At 40.9% G+C, this 15,201-nt stretch carries 12 protein-coding genes; 1 reads left to right on the top strand and 11 read right to left on the bottom strand.

The genetic code is table 11. From position 1 onward, the window contains the following. Window positions 1-222 precede the first annotated feature (222 nt). The 11 genes from ADHAQ_RS0102310 to ADHAQ_RS0102245 form a co-directional block, all read right to left on the bottom strand. A complete protein-coding gene (locus ADHAQ_RS0102310) occupies window positions 223-411 on the bottom strand; it encodes a hypothetical protein (RefSeq protein WP_026461552.1) in 189 nt (62 codons plus the stop codon). Between the two features lie 729 nt (window positions 412-1,140). Then, on the bottom strand, window positions 1,141-1,392 hold the full coding sequence (locus ADHAQ_RS0102305; protein ID WP_281172385.1) for a beta-propeller fold lactonase family protein: 252 nt from the start codon (window positions 1,390-1,392) through the stop codon (window positions 1,141-1,143). 288 nt (window positions 1,393-1,680) lie between these two features. Further along, on the bottom strand, window positions 1,681-2,802 hold the full coding sequence (locus ADHAQ_RS0102300) for a glycoside hydrolase family 18 protein (RefSeq protein ID WP_026461550.1): 1,122 nt from the start codon (window positions 2,800-2,802) through the stop codon (window positions 1,681-1,683). A 243-nt stretch (window positions 2,803-3,045) separates the two neighbouring features. Further along, the gene (locus ADHAQ_RS27950; RefSeq protein WP_157433326.1) at window positions 3,046-3,207 is read right to left on the bottom strand and encodes a hypothetical protein; all 162 of its coding nucleotides are present in this window, start codon (window positions 3,205-3,207) and stop codon (window positions 3,046-3,048) included. Window positions 3,208-3,332: 125 nt separating this feature from the next. Next, on the bottom strand, window positions 3,333-4,037 hold the full coding sequence (locus tag ADHAQ_RS0102290) for a carbohydrate-binding family 9-like protein (RefSeq protein ID WP_245590563.1): 705 nt from the start codon (window positions 4,035-4,037) through the stop codon (window positions 3,333-3,335). Window positions 4,038-4,219: 182 nt separating this feature from the next. Further along, window positions 4,220-5,899 (bottom strand): aminotransferase class V-fold PLP-dependent enzyme, encoded by a 1,680-nt coding sequence (locus tag ADHAQ_RS0102285; RefSeq protein WP_026461548.1) that lies wholly within the window; start codon window positions 5,897-5,899, stop codon window positions 4,220-4,222. Window positions 5,900-6,001: 102 nt separating this feature from the next. After that, the gene (locus ADHAQ_RS0102280) at window positions 6,002-8,242 is read right to left on the bottom strand and encodes an outer membrane protein assembly factor BamB family protein (RefSeq protein ID WP_071781081.1); all 2,241 of its coding nucleotides are present in this window, start codon (window positions 8,240-8,242) and stop codon (window positions 6,002-6,004) included. Between the two features lie 528 nt (window positions 8,243-8,770). Further along, window positions 8,771-10,069, bottom strand: coding sequence for an amidohydrolase/deacetylase family metallohydrolase (locus ADHAQ_RS24290; protein WP_034256514.1), 1,299 nt, complete (start codon window positions 10,067-10,069; stop codon window positions 8,771-8,773). Between the two features lie 682 nt (window positions 10,070-10,751). Beyond that, window positions 10,752-11,216 (bottom strand): RidA family protein, encoded by a 465-nt coding sequence (locus tag ADHAQ_RS0102260; protein ID WP_026461546.1) that lies wholly within the window; start codon window positions 11,214-11,216, stop codon window positions 10,752-10,754. A 354-nt stretch (window positions 11,217-11,570) separates the two neighbouring features. After that, complete coding sequence (locus ADHAQ_RS0102250; RefSeq protein WP_084523707.1) at window positions 11,571-13,385, bottom strand: PQQ-dependent sugar dehydrogenase; 1,815 nt, start codon at window positions 13,383-13,385, stop codon at window positions 11,571-11,573. A gap of 435 nt (window positions 13,386-13,820) precedes the next feature. Beyond that, on the bottom strand, window positions 13,821-14,198 hold the full coding sequence (locus ADHAQ_RS0102245; protein ID WP_026461544.1) for a hypothetical protein: 378 nt from the start codon (window positions 14,196-14,198) through the stop codon (window positions 13,821-13,823). A gap of 542 nt (window positions 14,199-14,740) precedes the next feature. Between ADHAQ_RS0102245 and ADHAQ_RS0102240 the strand changes: the two genes are divergently transcribed. Further along, the gene (locus ADHAQ_RS0102240; protein WP_026461543.1) at window positions 14,741-15,073 is read left to right on the top strand and encodes a hypothetical protein; all 333 of its coding nucleotides are present in this window, start codon (window positions 14,741-14,743) and stop codon (window positions 15,071-15,073) included. Window positions 15,074-15,201: the final 128 nt, after the last annotated feature.

Raw genomic sequence — 15,201 nt, 5'->3', positions numbered from 1 at the left:
CTTCTAATCTGTAGTAAAAAGGAGACGAAAGCTAAGTTGATTTAGTAAAGCTGGGGAGAACCGTAGAATACTGAGTGATATGCTATTGCCATTTAAGTAGCGAATAGAATCTGCTAGCGTTACAGGAATGATAAAAAAGTGCGAAGGGTGAATGTACAGCTGAAGGAAATAACCACTTAAAAGGTAAACTTAGGCAAAATAACCGGTACCAAAATAAAACTGTTAGGTGGTTTTCTTTTGCCGTTTCCGTTTTTTGCCGTACATCATTTGCGTACGCATTTTAGCGGTTTTAATTTCTTTTATTACTACCATTGTAATTGCCCCAATAGAAAGAACAATCAAGGCTATACCCAATATATCAAGCGCATCTAACTCCATAGTTATATTAAAAAAACACACTAATATATTCATTACTAGTAATTAATTGATTTAAAGGTTTTAACAAATTGTAAAGTTTTAAATATTCTTAAGGAGTTACGATATCAGAAACAAAATTGTGGAGGTCAGTCAGGAAAAGCGAATTCGTTTTGGTAAAGAATTAACAGCCTCTCTGGTGAATAAAAAACCATTAAAGCCAAGTACTTTCCTGTTAAGGCCCAGCAATTACAGTCGGTTTATAACTACGAGCGCACCAGTTTAAATGCGAGTATAAAAAATCCATAATGTAGGACTAGCAATAAACTCAGGAGAAGCTTATTGAATACATAAAAGCGATATTCAATTGTACCATGGGTTTACCTAAATGAATAGCTCATTTGAAAAAATTAGTTAACAAAGTTTTATCCTGTTTCACCCCTTAATTTCTGTTTGGTATCTTAATACTGTAAAAGCGGAAATAATAAATAAAAATATAACTACTGTCTTCTTTTAGCAAAAATTGATGGTGGAAAAAGAGCCTATAGGGGTGTAGGATGAATTTAGTGATTGGTGAAAGAGGGTAATTTAATTAACTGCCCTCTTCTTTTTTTATAGACGCCAGTTATAGAAACCCTACAAGTACCTGTTTCATATAAAAAGGAAGGCTTTTGGGCTTCCAATCTTAAAACAGCAGCGCAATTCTATTTTTACTCTTAGTTCTGACAATGGAGCTGGACAGAGTAGTGTCTTTTAAAAGGTGTACAGATTATTACTGGATTAAGATTAGCTTGGCGGGTAAAGTACAGTTTTGGGATTAATTTGATAAGCCATTACAGCACCTTCCCTTTCTGGGGAAGGGGTGGCACCTTCGTCGTAAACAGCATAAAGGTTTTTCCCAGTTGGGGGAATCTCTAAATAATCAGGGCTTTTGCCGTCTGCAACTGTTTCTAATTCGGTTAGTTTTCCGGTAGCCTGATCTAAATTTAACATGTAGAGGCCTTTGCTGCCTTTATTGGAAAAAGTACCAGCGTAAATTATTTCTTTACCACCTGATTTTTGCGCTCAAGTTGCCATACAGCCCGCCCATAATACTCCAATACATTTGAGCATGCTTTTTTTCATAAAGTATGATTTTAGTTTTTGGTAAGCGCCTAACAGTTGACCAGGTGAATACTGTTTCGCGTTATAGGAAATAACTTCTATCCCAACCAGTTGACTTAGCTGGAATAAACTTTGACTTGTATTTTCTGTTTATAAAGATCCCACAAGGCGTTAGCAGGTGAATAACGGGGAGTAAATAGGTACAAAAGTCGAAAGCCTTAATTAAGGTAGATGCTGGTGAATAGCGTTTATTAAATACTCTTTTGGGTCATTAAAATACTCCCAGAAGAATATCCCGGCCAGGTTATTTTTGCGAATATACCGGCACTTTGCTTTAATAGATTTTTCATCCTCGTAAGTAATAAATACTTTGGTGTTGTCATTGAAAAGATAAGGAGCTTTGGCTTTTTTGTCCCAGTAGCGTTTGTAGCCTTGCTGGCCGATCAGGTTATCTTTTATTTCGGTGTAGCCGCCGCCTTTAGCTGTTTTTACTTGTGGCTGGTGCAAGCCGTAATTTTCTGTGGAAGCTGCTTCAAATCCTTTGCCGTAGAAAGCTGCACCTAAACCCAATTTTTCTTTGGGCACGCCGGCGGCCATAAAGTTCTTAACTGATTGATGTGCAGATGAGCCTTCTTTTTTAGTGGGAAACAAGTTGGTATGGTGACTAACGGTTTTGTTTCTGCCCGAATAATCATAAGTCATCAGGTAAACGTAATCTAAGATTTGTGCCACCTTATCCATTTCAGTATGGTCGATAAAAGATTGCGAGCCTCCCACAGCCGCCGTTAACTCATATTTTTTGCCCGTTTCCTGTTGTAGTTTATTCAGTTCGGCCCGGATGGCTTGCAGCAGCAGGGTATAGTTTTGCTTGTCTTCCGGACGTACCACATTGCCTTCTTCTCCGGGCATACCAGGATATTCCCAATCAATATCCACACCATCCAATTGGTATTGCCGAACAATATCCACGCTGGTTTTAGCAAACAAAGTTCGGGAAGTAGGAGTAAGGGCAGCGTCCGAAAAAAAATCGCTCCAGCTCCAGCCACCTACTGATATCAATATTTTTAAATCAGGATTCTTCTGTTTCAGCAGGTTAAGCTTGCGGAAATTAGTAGAATCGGTGGACAGGTTGGTTAATACTGCCATGCTGTCCTTACAATTAACAAACGCATAAATAATATGAGTAAGTTTTTCGGCATCTATATCTTCTGTCCGAACCAATCCCCGGTAACCACCCACATAACCTGTAACCTTATACTTTTTGGGTCCGGAGATTTTGGCCTGACTATATCCAGCAGAAATACTAAAAAAGCAAAAGATCAAGAGCAATAGGTTCTTTACCATTTTTGTATGCTTTAGGTTAGATATAAAGTTTTTAAATTCCAGGCAGAATGTAAAGGAACATATTGGTGGTTTAACCAAATTAATTCCCCCTAATTGTCGGCTTTAATATATTCAATAAATTATAATATTATATAAATAATTATTAGATGAAATTTATTGGTGACTAATATTCATGGTAAGATTAATCTGCTTTCTGTCTTGAATACTTCTTAAAACTTTCATTTGACAAAAGCTTCAATGGCTTCATAATAAACCTAAAACAGCTGGCTGCCCCTGGGTCTGCTTTTTGTGGATGAGCTGGGCTATACGACCAGCTACCTGTTTAGAAGCTATATGCTGATCCGGATATACCCGCACCGGTAACTTCTCGTATCTCGTCTCTTCTATTAAATTTAATCGAGCCATATACTTAATAAATAATCTGGATTTTTAATTGGAATTAGTAGATGTGGTCCTTAAATAAGGGATGATTTTAAAAATATCCGGAATCGGGATTATAATTTAATTTTTGGGTCGCTCCTTATGTTTGATTACTCAAATACGAATGTGCCGAACTTATTGTATTCATGGAAATTGGCAGATTTATTTGGCGTGGTTTTTTGCCAGGATCCGGTGGTGTAGCCATTATCGTAATCAATCCGGTAAAAGTTCGCCCGCCATTGGCTTCCTGATTTGGGAGCTCCCATGGTTAAGGGCTGCATCAGATCAAAAGGAATGAATATTTCCCCTTTCCAGCTTTTAATGGTGGCCTGGCTCTTTTTTTCACCACCCTGCACACTGGTGGCATGTTGCACTTGGCGTTTCCCGGCATAGCCACTGGGGCGCCAACCGCTAAACTTGCCATTTTTATTCAGGATCATTAGCACCAGTTCATAATTTAAAGGCGATAACTCATACTCTAAATATGCCGGTATAGTAGTATCAGGCCATAGAAAAACTTCTACCACATCTTCCCGGTATAGCGGTTTAAAATCTTCTTCGTAGGTGGCAGTAATTTTCTGGTCTTCGCAGTTAAACAAGAAATAGATACCCGTTTCGGAATAAAGTATTTTTGCTTTGGTTTTCATGGTTCCGCCGGCTGATTCCTGAACGGGTAAGGTAACCCACCTGGTAGTTGCCCAGTTAGCAGCCTTGCCCTCGCCACTTACTGTAAAGTCCGTGGTTTTTTTGATCACCAATTGTGATGAATCGTTTTTCTGGCCATAGACGATATTAGCACTTAATAACCATATCAAAATTGCAGCATAAAATGGCTTATAAAACATGTTGAACCAGTGGCTTATTTAAGGGTGGCTTGTATAAAGGATACTTTTTTCTATCCCTGAGTTCAAACTATTTAATTGCCCTACCCTAAGCTGCCTTAGCATAGGGCTATAGTTTTGTTAAAGTAAAACGAGGTAAATATTTGTACTCTTAATTAACTGGATAATGGAGGGCCAACCGGTACCATAATGGGTTCGTGCATGGTAGGGTAGGTGTATTTTTTAGCTGTAAATTTAGCGGTTAAATATTCGCCCATATGAATATCTCCGGTCATCGTATCGCCGTAAACTTTACCTGAAAACGTAAATGTGATGCCATCGGCGGTAGCCCGATAGGTGCTCCGGAATTTTATTTGGTCACCTTCAATGGAGCCTGCCATATCTCTAACCGCAAAATCGCCTTTATGCGAACCTTGCAGCCAATTGCCATCTTGTTTTTCAATATTTAAAGTGTGGCTGCTTGTACTATTAAAAAACTCAATGGTGGCATCCCAACGACCAGTAATATCCGTAACTGGTGCTTTCATAGTAGTTGCCCGGGGACTTCTTTTACGGGCCAATACTTCGTAAAGCCGGTCGGCCACAACTTTGTCGTTGCCGGGTTGCATCATCCAGGAACTAATAGAAACGGAGGTAAAATTTTGATCCGGGGCTCCACTTCTAGGGCCTCCCACGCTCATGGCGATTCGAGGTTTGGTTTGGGCCAGTTCGTTGGCCACTTCCTGCCCAATAATATTTAATTTGGCCGGATCCCAGGAAACAGTCAGCACTGGAGTACGATTACCTAACCCGGTTGGCTCACGTAAAGTAGTTTGAACCCCATTTATTTTGGTTACTCGTTTTTTAATTGTATCCAGGTAACTTAACCAGGTTTTGTATTCGGACTGATGATCTCGTTTTACCCAGGTTTCAACAGCGGCCAGCATGCCCATTACTTCTTCCCGTCCTACTTTGTTATCGCGCCCGGGCCCGTGGTGAGGGGCACTAGCCTGCCACGCCGACATTAATAAATTTTTATCGCCCAATAATAAACCGGCACATTGCGGGCCCCGGATAGCTTTTCCGCCACTGTAGGCCACTACAGTAGCACCTTTTTGCAAATGCACGTTAGGGATGGTTAAAATTTCCGCGGCCGCATCTACCAGAATAGGTACATTTTTAGGTTTGGCAATTTTAGCTATATTCTCCACCGACATGGGGTCAGGACCTGGATTATCATGGGACATCAAATAAATCATGGCGGTTCGGGAGCTGATTGCCTTTTCCAGTTCTTCAATAGAATCAACGGTAATTATTTTTACGCCGATATTACGCAGGGCATGGTCGTAAACATTTCGGGAAGATCTTGGTATGATAACTTCAGTTTTTTCGAAGCCGGATAAGTCCGGAATGCGGATAAGTTTTTCTGGATTGCCTCCCGTTACACAAGCGGCGGTTACATGTTTCATGCCGGCCGCACACCCCGAAGATACCATGCCCCATTCAGCACCCGTAATCTCGGATAATCGTTTACCTACCCCTAAAGCCAGTTCATCCAGCTGTACAAAGTAACGACACGCATATTCCATGGCAGCCCGAACTTCAGGCAATTCAACAGAGGCCCCAATAATGGTAAAAGTGCCACGGCAGTTTATTATGGGTTCAACTCCGATAGATTGGTATACTTCTGGTCCGGCTTTAAGGGGACCGGTCATGGTATGTAATGTTTCAGTAGTTCCCAGAAACGAGGGGTAATCGAAATCATTGGCCGGAGCGGCCGTGGCTGCCTGGCTGGCACCAACTACTCCTCCAATTGGAAGAATAGATAAGCCTTTTATAACATCTCTGCGTTTCATATGCTTAAGTTTGAATAGAGTATTCTTTTTTAGTTTGGTCAGGTATTTATAGTATTAATGGAATCAGAAAAGTTATTTATTCTTCCAGAAGCATAATGCCTTTTAGTTGTCGGGTAAGGCAAAAGCCATAATATAACCTGCCGGATTATTTTTGTCTCCGGCTACTGAAATGGCTACATATTGCTTGCCCTTGCTCATATAGGTACAGGGTGTAGCCGAACCAATGGCGGGTAAATTAGTTTCCCATACCAGCTTACCCGTTTTCTTATCATAAGCATGCAATTTATTATCGCGGGTACCGGCTATAAAAATTAAACCACCGGCAGTTGCTATAGGTCCGGGCATGCCCTCCAGGCCCGTAGGAGGAGTTCCTTTTTGTTGAAGATCCGGGTTATTTCCCAATGGAATGGTCCAGGCATATTCGCCGGTACTTACATTTATGGCATTTAAGGTGCCCCAGGGAGGTTTTATGGCCGGACGGCCTTGTGGATCAGTAAAATACCCATAAGCTGTTATATTCAGGTATCGATCGCCGGTAGCCGGATCTTCGGCGACAGCTTTCTTCTGGGCAGCCTGGTTAACCTTTATTTCATCCAGTAAGGCCTGATCAGATTTAGAGATTTTAGCGGGTGGCTTTTCGTACAAAAAAGAGATAATGGCTTCTTCCTGACCTTTTAAAATACTGGCAAAAGCAGGCATTTTACCGCCTCCTTTTTTTATTTTATTTAAGGCATCTTCTTTTTTTAATTTAGAATTTAAACCTACCAGGGAAGGGTAATTGGGTTCATCCCCATTTTTATCTGCCCCGTGGCAACTCTGGCAATAGTTTGTGTAAAAGGCTTTCCCTTTGTCGAAAACCGTTTGGCTGCCCGATTCGGGATCCTGTTCTAATTTTTTCAGAATATCTATTTCAGGGGAATCATTTGAACGCACGTAAATTATCCCAGTGGCCGGATCAAAAGCGGCGCCACCCCATTCCGCTCCGCCCCGGCTGCCAGGTACCATTAACGTGCCCCGGGTATCGGGTGGGGTAAACAAACCTTCGTAGCGGAAAGAGTTAAATCTTTTCAGAATGGTATCATAAGAAGCATCCGAATAATGGTTCAGGTCATCCTTGGTTATAAGTTGCCGGGCGTAGGGCTTTGGCTTAAGCGGGAAAGGCTGGGTAGGCCAGGCCTCTTCGCCAGGCACTAAAGAGGCGGGTACTTTCCGTTCTTCAATCGGGAATAGCGATTCTCCTGTTTCGCGATTTAAGACATATAAAAATCCCACTTTAGAAGTTTGAGCCACCGCATCAATCTTTTTCCCATCGCGCTCCACAGTTACCAGATTAGGAGGGGCTGGTAAATCGTAGTCCCACAAATCGTGGTGAATGGTTTGAAAATGCCATTTTGGTTTTCCGGTTTTAGCATCCAGTGCCACAATGCAATTTCCATACAAGTTTTGGCCTTTCCGGTCAGCGCCATAAAAGTCGTAAGAGGGGGAGCCTAAGGCGAGGAAAACCAGGCCGCGTTGCTGGTCTAAGCTCATGCCAGCCCAATCGTTAACGCCTCCGGCATATTTCCAGGCATCTTTAGGCCAGGTCTCATAACCGGGTTCGCCCGGCAGTGGAACGGTGTGGAAGGTCCATTCCAATTGACCAGTTTTTACGTTGTAAGCCCGGATATACCCCGGCTGGGCGCCGTACAATTCCGAAACCTCACTGCCTATAATAATATAGTCTTCATAGATAATTCCGGGAGAAGTAGGAATTACCGAAATAGATTCGGCCGGATCGCGCATGCCCTCGTTCAGGCTAATTTTGCCTTCTTTTCCGAAAGAAAGAATTAGCTTACCGGTGCGGGCATCCACTGCAAACAGGTTATCACCGGCGGTAAATAAAATACGTTTATCCTCACCTTTTTCCCAATAAGTAACACCCCGATTTACACCACCGCCCTGGGCACCATTAAACGGATCGAAAGTCCAGATTTGATCGCCGGTACTGGCATTTAGAGCATAAACCCGGTGCCGGGCCGAAGTGGCATAAAGCACTCCATCTATGATAATAGGGTTGCATTCGCTTCGTGCGCCCCGGCTACCCTCAGGAGCATCCTGAAAAGGGAAGGACCAAGCCACCGTAAGTTGATTTACATTTTTTAAATTTATCTGTTTCAGTTTGGAATAACTGGAACTGGCGGCATCTGCTTTATAAATACTCCAGGTTCGATCGGTATCCGTAATTACTTCTTTAGAGGAAACAAAAAAATGACAACCAGCACAGGTAATTACAGCCAAAGAAGGAATAAACCACCTGTATTTTTTTTTCAGGAAGCTGTAAATAAAGGCGGTGGTGTTACCCATAATAAAACAATTGGTGTAGGTGGTTGCGAATTAAAAGTTACTAAAATTTCTGCTCACCTTCGTAAAAATTCCCCTCTTTTTATTTGTTACAAAATATGGTTAAAGCAATTCACTTATAGTGTTATACAATGTCTATAAAGTAAAATATTAAAATCTTACCTGGCTTATAAAATGGGCTCATTTCTTTTGTACAGGTAAAGAGTTTTAAGCCCTTGTTGCTAAAAAGGAAACATTAACTGGTTCGTCGCCGGGTGAAAGAGGTAAAAAAAATTGTTGAAAAAAAGCAGGCTAAACTGTGGTTATTTATTTTTAAACAATAACCAAGTTCAGGTATACCTGCACTATTACTAGTAGTTAAGTTCTGGTTATCAAGGTAGCAAAATGCTATATCTACCGCCTCGTACGACTTGTAAATTATAAAGTAAAAAGCCAATGCCTGATCCTCCCTGATTCTTTTCTAGTGTTGGCATAGGCTTTTTTTAATGGTATTAAACAAAAATTTTTGAGCTGTATAAAGCATGATTGCTTTTAGTGCGTGTGCGCAGCTGCCTGGTTATTAGAACCAGAGCCAGAAGCGGTTCTTGGCAGTACCATTGGCGAAATAATGCCGTTCAGGTTGTACACAACTTTGCCTTCCCGAAGGGTCATTTCACATTCCAGCTTTTTATCAGTTTCAATTCTATAACCAGTGTAATCAAATAAACCAAAGTTCCCTTTGCGCATGCCCAATATAGCCACATCAGCTACGGCACCTACCGATAAATGTCCAAGCTCTTCATGTTTAATTACCTGCGCGGGCACCCAGGTACTGGCTTTGATAACATTTTGTAAATCCATGCCCATGGCTAAAAATTTAGACATGGTTGTCAGCATATCTTTCATGGCATCATTCATACTACCCGTGTGGATATCGGTGCTGATGGTGGTGGGGTAAAAGCCTTGTTTAACGGCTGGTAAGGCCTGAGAGAAGGCAAAGCTGATTCCCCCGTATCCCACATCAAAAACAATTCCGCGTTTTTGCGCTTCCCAAACAAAGGGTTTTACTTTATTAGTTTTTGTATCTACGATGGCTTCGCGGCTAGCTAACTGACCGTAGGCATGGGTAAATATATCACCGGGGCGTAGGTGCTTAAAAAATAACTCTTCAATGGAAAGAGGAGGGTTGCTGCCTCCAAAATCAATCATCACCGGAAGACCACCGGCTAATTTGCCGGCTTCTACTGCCCGATCCACCGGTGTCCACTCCGGACCTTCGAAGTGAGCTACTTTAAAACCAACAATATGATTACGATACTGTCTGGCTACATTAGCGGATAGTTTAGCATCCATATCATTGGTGTTTTGCTCGTAGTTACCGCCACGCATACCTTCTCCCGAAATATTCAGGAAGGCCAACACACGGGTTTTAGAGGCATCGATGGTTTGTTTTTTATAATCCGGGAATGTACGCCAGCCAGGACTGCCAGCATCAACAACTGTGGTTACGCCATTGCGGAAGGTAAAGCCATCGGGAGGTAAGGCATTGGGGCCATTCATGTAGGTCTGGTCCATATTGGTTCCCCAAAAGTTATGGCTATGGATATCCAGTAAACCCGGCATAACATATAAGCCTTTGGCATTTACTACTTGTTTGCCTAGTTTTTCATCGATGTTTTTGGCTACGGCAGCTATTTTATTATCCGTAATGGCCACATCCATCAAGCCATTTAGATTATTTTTAGGATCAATAACATGCCCGCCCTTGATGACAATGCTATAGGTTTGGCCCTGAACGGTTATAACCCCTAAACAAATGAGGAGGAATAATAAAGAGAATATTCTACGCATAATCGTTTAAGTTTTTAATGATTAAAAATTACCTGGTGAATATTTAGTTGCTTCCTGCCGGGAAAGATTTTATCCGGCGGAAATAAGAAAATGCGTTTTGGGTAATACCGTCCTTAATGGATAAATTATTAGTTTGGATTACCCTTTTATTTATGTATTCAAAAAGAAACTTAAGTATTCGTTTGAGCTTTCAATTAGCAGCCTTTTAAAAAAGAAGACTCGCAGAAAAAGAAGCTGTTTGAAATACTTTTAATTTTATTAACGCAGGCTGCGTTTTCAGATAATTGCCTTCAATGGTCCTTTTAAGGTGTTTTGCCACCATTTTCTCTTGGCCGGATTTCATCCGCACAGCTACATTAAAATTATAATTTTCTGAATTACCTCCACCTGCTTCAATAGAAGGATTACCGTAACGCAGCCGTATTTGTATTTTCTGACTGATAGTTTTTATTTTGTTTTACCTCAGGCAATATGCCGGGTAGGGGTATAGTTAAGCAATTGTTTTACCGTTACGTCGGTAGCCATGTTACCTATACTTACAGTCTAATCTATAAAGGGAACTATCAGCTAAACCTCTTAAATCAGGAATAGAAGATAACCTTTATAATAATTTCTTCTGCGTAGCGTATATAAATAAATTAATAAAAAAGAAGAATTGTACTCATTAGGTGAAGAAGGCTATTTAAACATAGGCAATGCAGTCCATTTCTACTAAGGAATTGCCTGGCACCCCGCCGTAAGTAGCCACCGTAGTCCGAACCGGAGGTTTAGCCCCGAAACGGCCTTTATAAACTTCGTTCATGGCTTTGTAATCGTTTAAGTCTGCCAGGTACACGTTAACTTTCAAAACTTTTTCCATGGAAGAACCGGCTTTTTTTAATTCTGCTTCCAGTTCTTTCAGCACAATTTCGGTGTGGGCTTTAATTTCGAAAGGTTCAACATGGGCCCCTTTACCGGCAACAAAAATCAGGTTGCCATGTCGGGTAGATCCAGAGAATAAAGGTGTATTTTGGAAGGTAGTGACGTTGAAAGCTTCTTTTTCTTCACTGGCCAGGCCTTTGGCTTTGGCAGCAAAACCTAAACCCGTTATGCCAGCAACAGAGGCAAATATTCTTTTTAAAATAGATCGTCTTTGTGTTTTTTCCATGGTAGCAGTTTTAAATAATTTATTTTAGATCTGTACAATTCCTCTTTTAAGCTTCTTCTTAGAGATGTAATGCCTTTGTAACCTTTTATCAATCAAGATAACTAAATACCTCAATTTATTTTCATAATCTAATGCTTATTTTTAATCCCGGCGTTAAGCATCCTTTTTATACTATTTTACCACAATTACCGGGTTTTTTGTAGGTTAAAATTTGGGTTGCCGGTAAGTTACAGCAGGAGCAACACATAGGGTAATATGGTGGAATTGGAGAAACAGGTTTTAAATAAAAATACCTGCAGCGCTTTAAAATCCAAAAGTTTTGCAAGTCCTGCAGATATTTCTCTTTAGTGGAGTCTACTTTGGCTGATTTAAACTTCTTCTAACAACATCTACTTCGTTAGCTGTAATGGCATTAGCCTTGTTGCCAAAGTTTTGTCTCACGTAAGTTAAAATTTTGGCAATATTCTCATTATTAATATGATCTAGTTTAGGCATTACATTGTTATACGATTTGCCTTTTACTTTTATTTCACCTTCTAGGCCTTTCAATACTATACTTATTAACCTGGTTTTATCGCCGTTTACCCACTCCGATTCATTTAATGGCGGAAACCGGTCGTTGCCCTGGCCGTTGGTTTGGTGGCAGGCCCCGCAATTGTTGTTGAAAAGTTGTGCTCCAGCCGCTAGCTTTCTTTTTTCAATGCGAGCCTCATCTTCCTGATTAGGCGTTTTAATATTGGGTGCTTCATTCTTCCTTTTTTCCATGGCTACTAATTGCGATGTCCCAAATCTGCTCTTTTCACCTTTGTACATGATACGCCAGATTTTACCTTTCTCGGAATCGGACACATACAAGGACCCATCAGGTCCCATGGCTAAGCCCATTGGCCGATACTTCGCATTGCTGGTGTTTACCACCGTATCTACGCCGGCAAAGCCATCGGCAAACACTTCCCAGGGACCAGCGGGAGCGCCATTTTTAAAAGGTATAAAACCTACAAAGTATCCGGATTGCGGAAAAGGAGCACTGCTGGTGGAGCCGTGGAAGGCAACAAAAGCTCCGTTTTTATACCGTTCCGGAAACTGATTACCGGTATAAAATATAATATCGTTAGGGGCAAAATGGCCCGGAAAACCAACGGTAGGTTCTACCAATTTACTTACATCGCCTTGCTTTTTGCCATCGCCGCCGTACTCTGGGTTCAGGAAATATTTTTTTTGTATCTGGTCGTAATAATGGTACGGCCACCCGGCATCCGCGCCATCTTTCAGTTTTACAAAAACTTCTGAAGGTAATACAGCTCCCTGCCAGGCGCTAAAATAGTCGGGCCAGGTATTGTGCAGGTAATCGCGGCCATGTACTACGGCATATAAGTTATTGTCCTGATTGTTCCAGGTTAATCCTACTACGCTGCGCAAGCCGGTAGCAAATTTATGTCCGTCTTGCTGAAACTGGTTCTTTTTATTGGCATCAAATCGCCAGATGCTGCCACGCAATTCCAAAATAGGACAAGGATCTTGCCCCGGAGAGCCTGGTGCCCGGTCGTTTACCTGGCAAGCATCCGAAGGCGCACCAAAAGCAGTATAAAAATTTCCCTCTTTATCAAAGGCTAATGGTTTTGTATCGTGCTGGCGAAGCGGCTGCGTATCGGTCAGCATCAACTCCATTTCAGAAGTAGGCACCAAATCGCCGGTAAGCTTTTGCCGGTAAATTTTAGTTACGGAGCTAAACCATAAATATCCGTTATGAATGCGCATTTCTGTGCCGTAACTGCTTTTATCCAGGTAGTCGTCAAAATGCTGGATGATGTCAGCTTTCCCATCCCCATTGGTATCGCGTAAAGCAGCATTGCCTCCTTCTGAATCCGGGAACCGTAGTTTTACATAAATGTCCCCATTGTTATTTACGGTCAGGTGTCGGGCTGCTCCTTTCAAACTATCTACTACGGCTATGGCCTCAAAATCACCGGGCAGAAATAAGCCGCCGTTGTCGGAGTCGCCGGCAGGTAAAGCAGAAATGTTTCTGGTGCTTTTACATTGAATAAAACCAATAAAGGCCAGACAGATTAACAAGCTACCAAACAAGAACCGGCTCAGGAAGGAAGGTTTTCGGAGCTTGATTTTGTATTTCTTTTTTGTTTTACCAACTGGTCCTGGTGTTGTAATCATTTGTTAAGTATTTTATATCATGGTGATTTTTTCTTTTAACAAAAAGATTAATGGGCAATGACTGGTGTATTGGTTACTACTACAGGGTAAACAAGGCTGTTCAGGTTGTACATCATGTGAGCATATTTGTACCCAAACTCTTTTCACCTGTTGGTCTGTAGCCGGTTTGTTCCAATAGCCAAACTTACTGTCGTGCAAGTTTAAAGTAACTACCTTAAGCACCGTATTTCCGGAAAGGGGGCGTTGGTTCCGGATGTATAGGTGTGACTAAAAAACAGTTGGATTAAATATAGTTAATTTAACAAATTATCCCGCTGTCCAATATGAGAAATTTTTGTAATAAAAAAAGCCTGCGGTTAGGCTGGCTTAGTGGATTAAGTGGTAGGTAAAGTAAAGGGTAACTGGTATTAGGTAAAGGTTAAAAAGTAGTAAAGGTTAAAGAGTAGCCAGTAAGTTAGCTTGTTTAGCAGCTAAGTAAGCAGCGAAAGCTTTCTGTTGGTTCTGGTTTAGTAAGGCTACTACTTTAGCAGTATAAGTTTCCTGTATCTGTTGTAGTTTTACATGCAGTTCTACTGAACCGGCTTGCATGGTTTTCTGTACTGCTTGCACATCCGCTAACTGCGTTTCAGTTAACTTCTTGATCTGGATGTATTCATACTCGTTAAAGCGAAGCAACTCCTGCAAGTGACGAACTTCTACACGGGCTGTCTGTTCCAGAGCAGCATCAAACCGTTGCTGATCTTTTGCCCCATTGGCAAAAGTTACAGTAGAAAGGATCAGGGTGAAGGCCAGAAGTAGGAAGTGCTTTTTCATATCGCTAATGCTTTTTGTCTTAGTTGATATTCAAAAGTACTGCATAGAATATAGCACTAGTATATATTTAGCTAAACCTATAACTAAACCTGTTAAAGATCCCCTTTTACCCGGTAAACTCCTTTCAGTTTTGCCTGCTTTTACTCGGTTTACCTGATAAATTTGAACTGACAGGATAAATAGGAAAAGGAGGAACCTATTAATTTAAAATGAAAATTTAATCTGAATGTTGAAACACCCTTAAACGGGTAAATTCAATCGTAACTTATTCTGGCCAAAGAACCACTTATATTAAAACTACTATTGTTTAAATATAGGTTTGGAACTTTAAAGCTTGGTAACCAAGAAAAAAGATTACATAGCTGAAAATTTCTCCAATTAATAAGCTTCTAGAGTAAGGCTTCACGAATGAATGTATCACAGGTGTACTCTCCGAAACAAACTTATATCGAGAGGTATAGCAATCCTGGAAATTCTTAACAATTTGATAATGCTGACCTAAAGTAAGTTTGAATTATATTTAAACTTAAACCAGATAGCATATGATTTTAAAAACTAATACTTCGCTAGCAGAATTAGATGCTGAATTGGAGAATGTTCAGGTTTTAGCAGGCGGATATGTTACGGAAGAAATGGAGGTTTTTTGTAAAACCTTATCCCTTTTTGCCTCTTCCGACAGTATGGGGAAAATTGCTTTTTACGAAAACCAGGAGGGGCATATTTTTGCCTTTCATTACGGCTATAAATTAAATTTAGATAAGACTATAGTAGCTATAGATTATTTCCCGGAATACTCTAAACAAACTATAAACAAAGTCCATGATGTTCTCCTGAAAGCAATCAAGAAGCAAAAAGAACAATCTTTAAAATATTAAAAACATTAGAATTGCTTGTTCCATATTTATGTAAACTTTTTGAATAACTTTAACAGGTACACTATTTACTAAACTTCTTTTTTCACAGGTATATCTAAGGTGTATATTGGTAATGTTTCAGGTGCTGT

The organism is Adhaeribacter aquaticus DSM 16391 (assembly GCF_000473365.1).
Classification (GTDB): Bacteria; Bacteroidota; Bacteroidia; order Cytophagales; family Hymenobacteraceae; genus Adhaeribacter; species Adhaeribacter aquaticus.
This window is presented reverse-complemented; position numbering and strand designations above follow the sequence as displayed.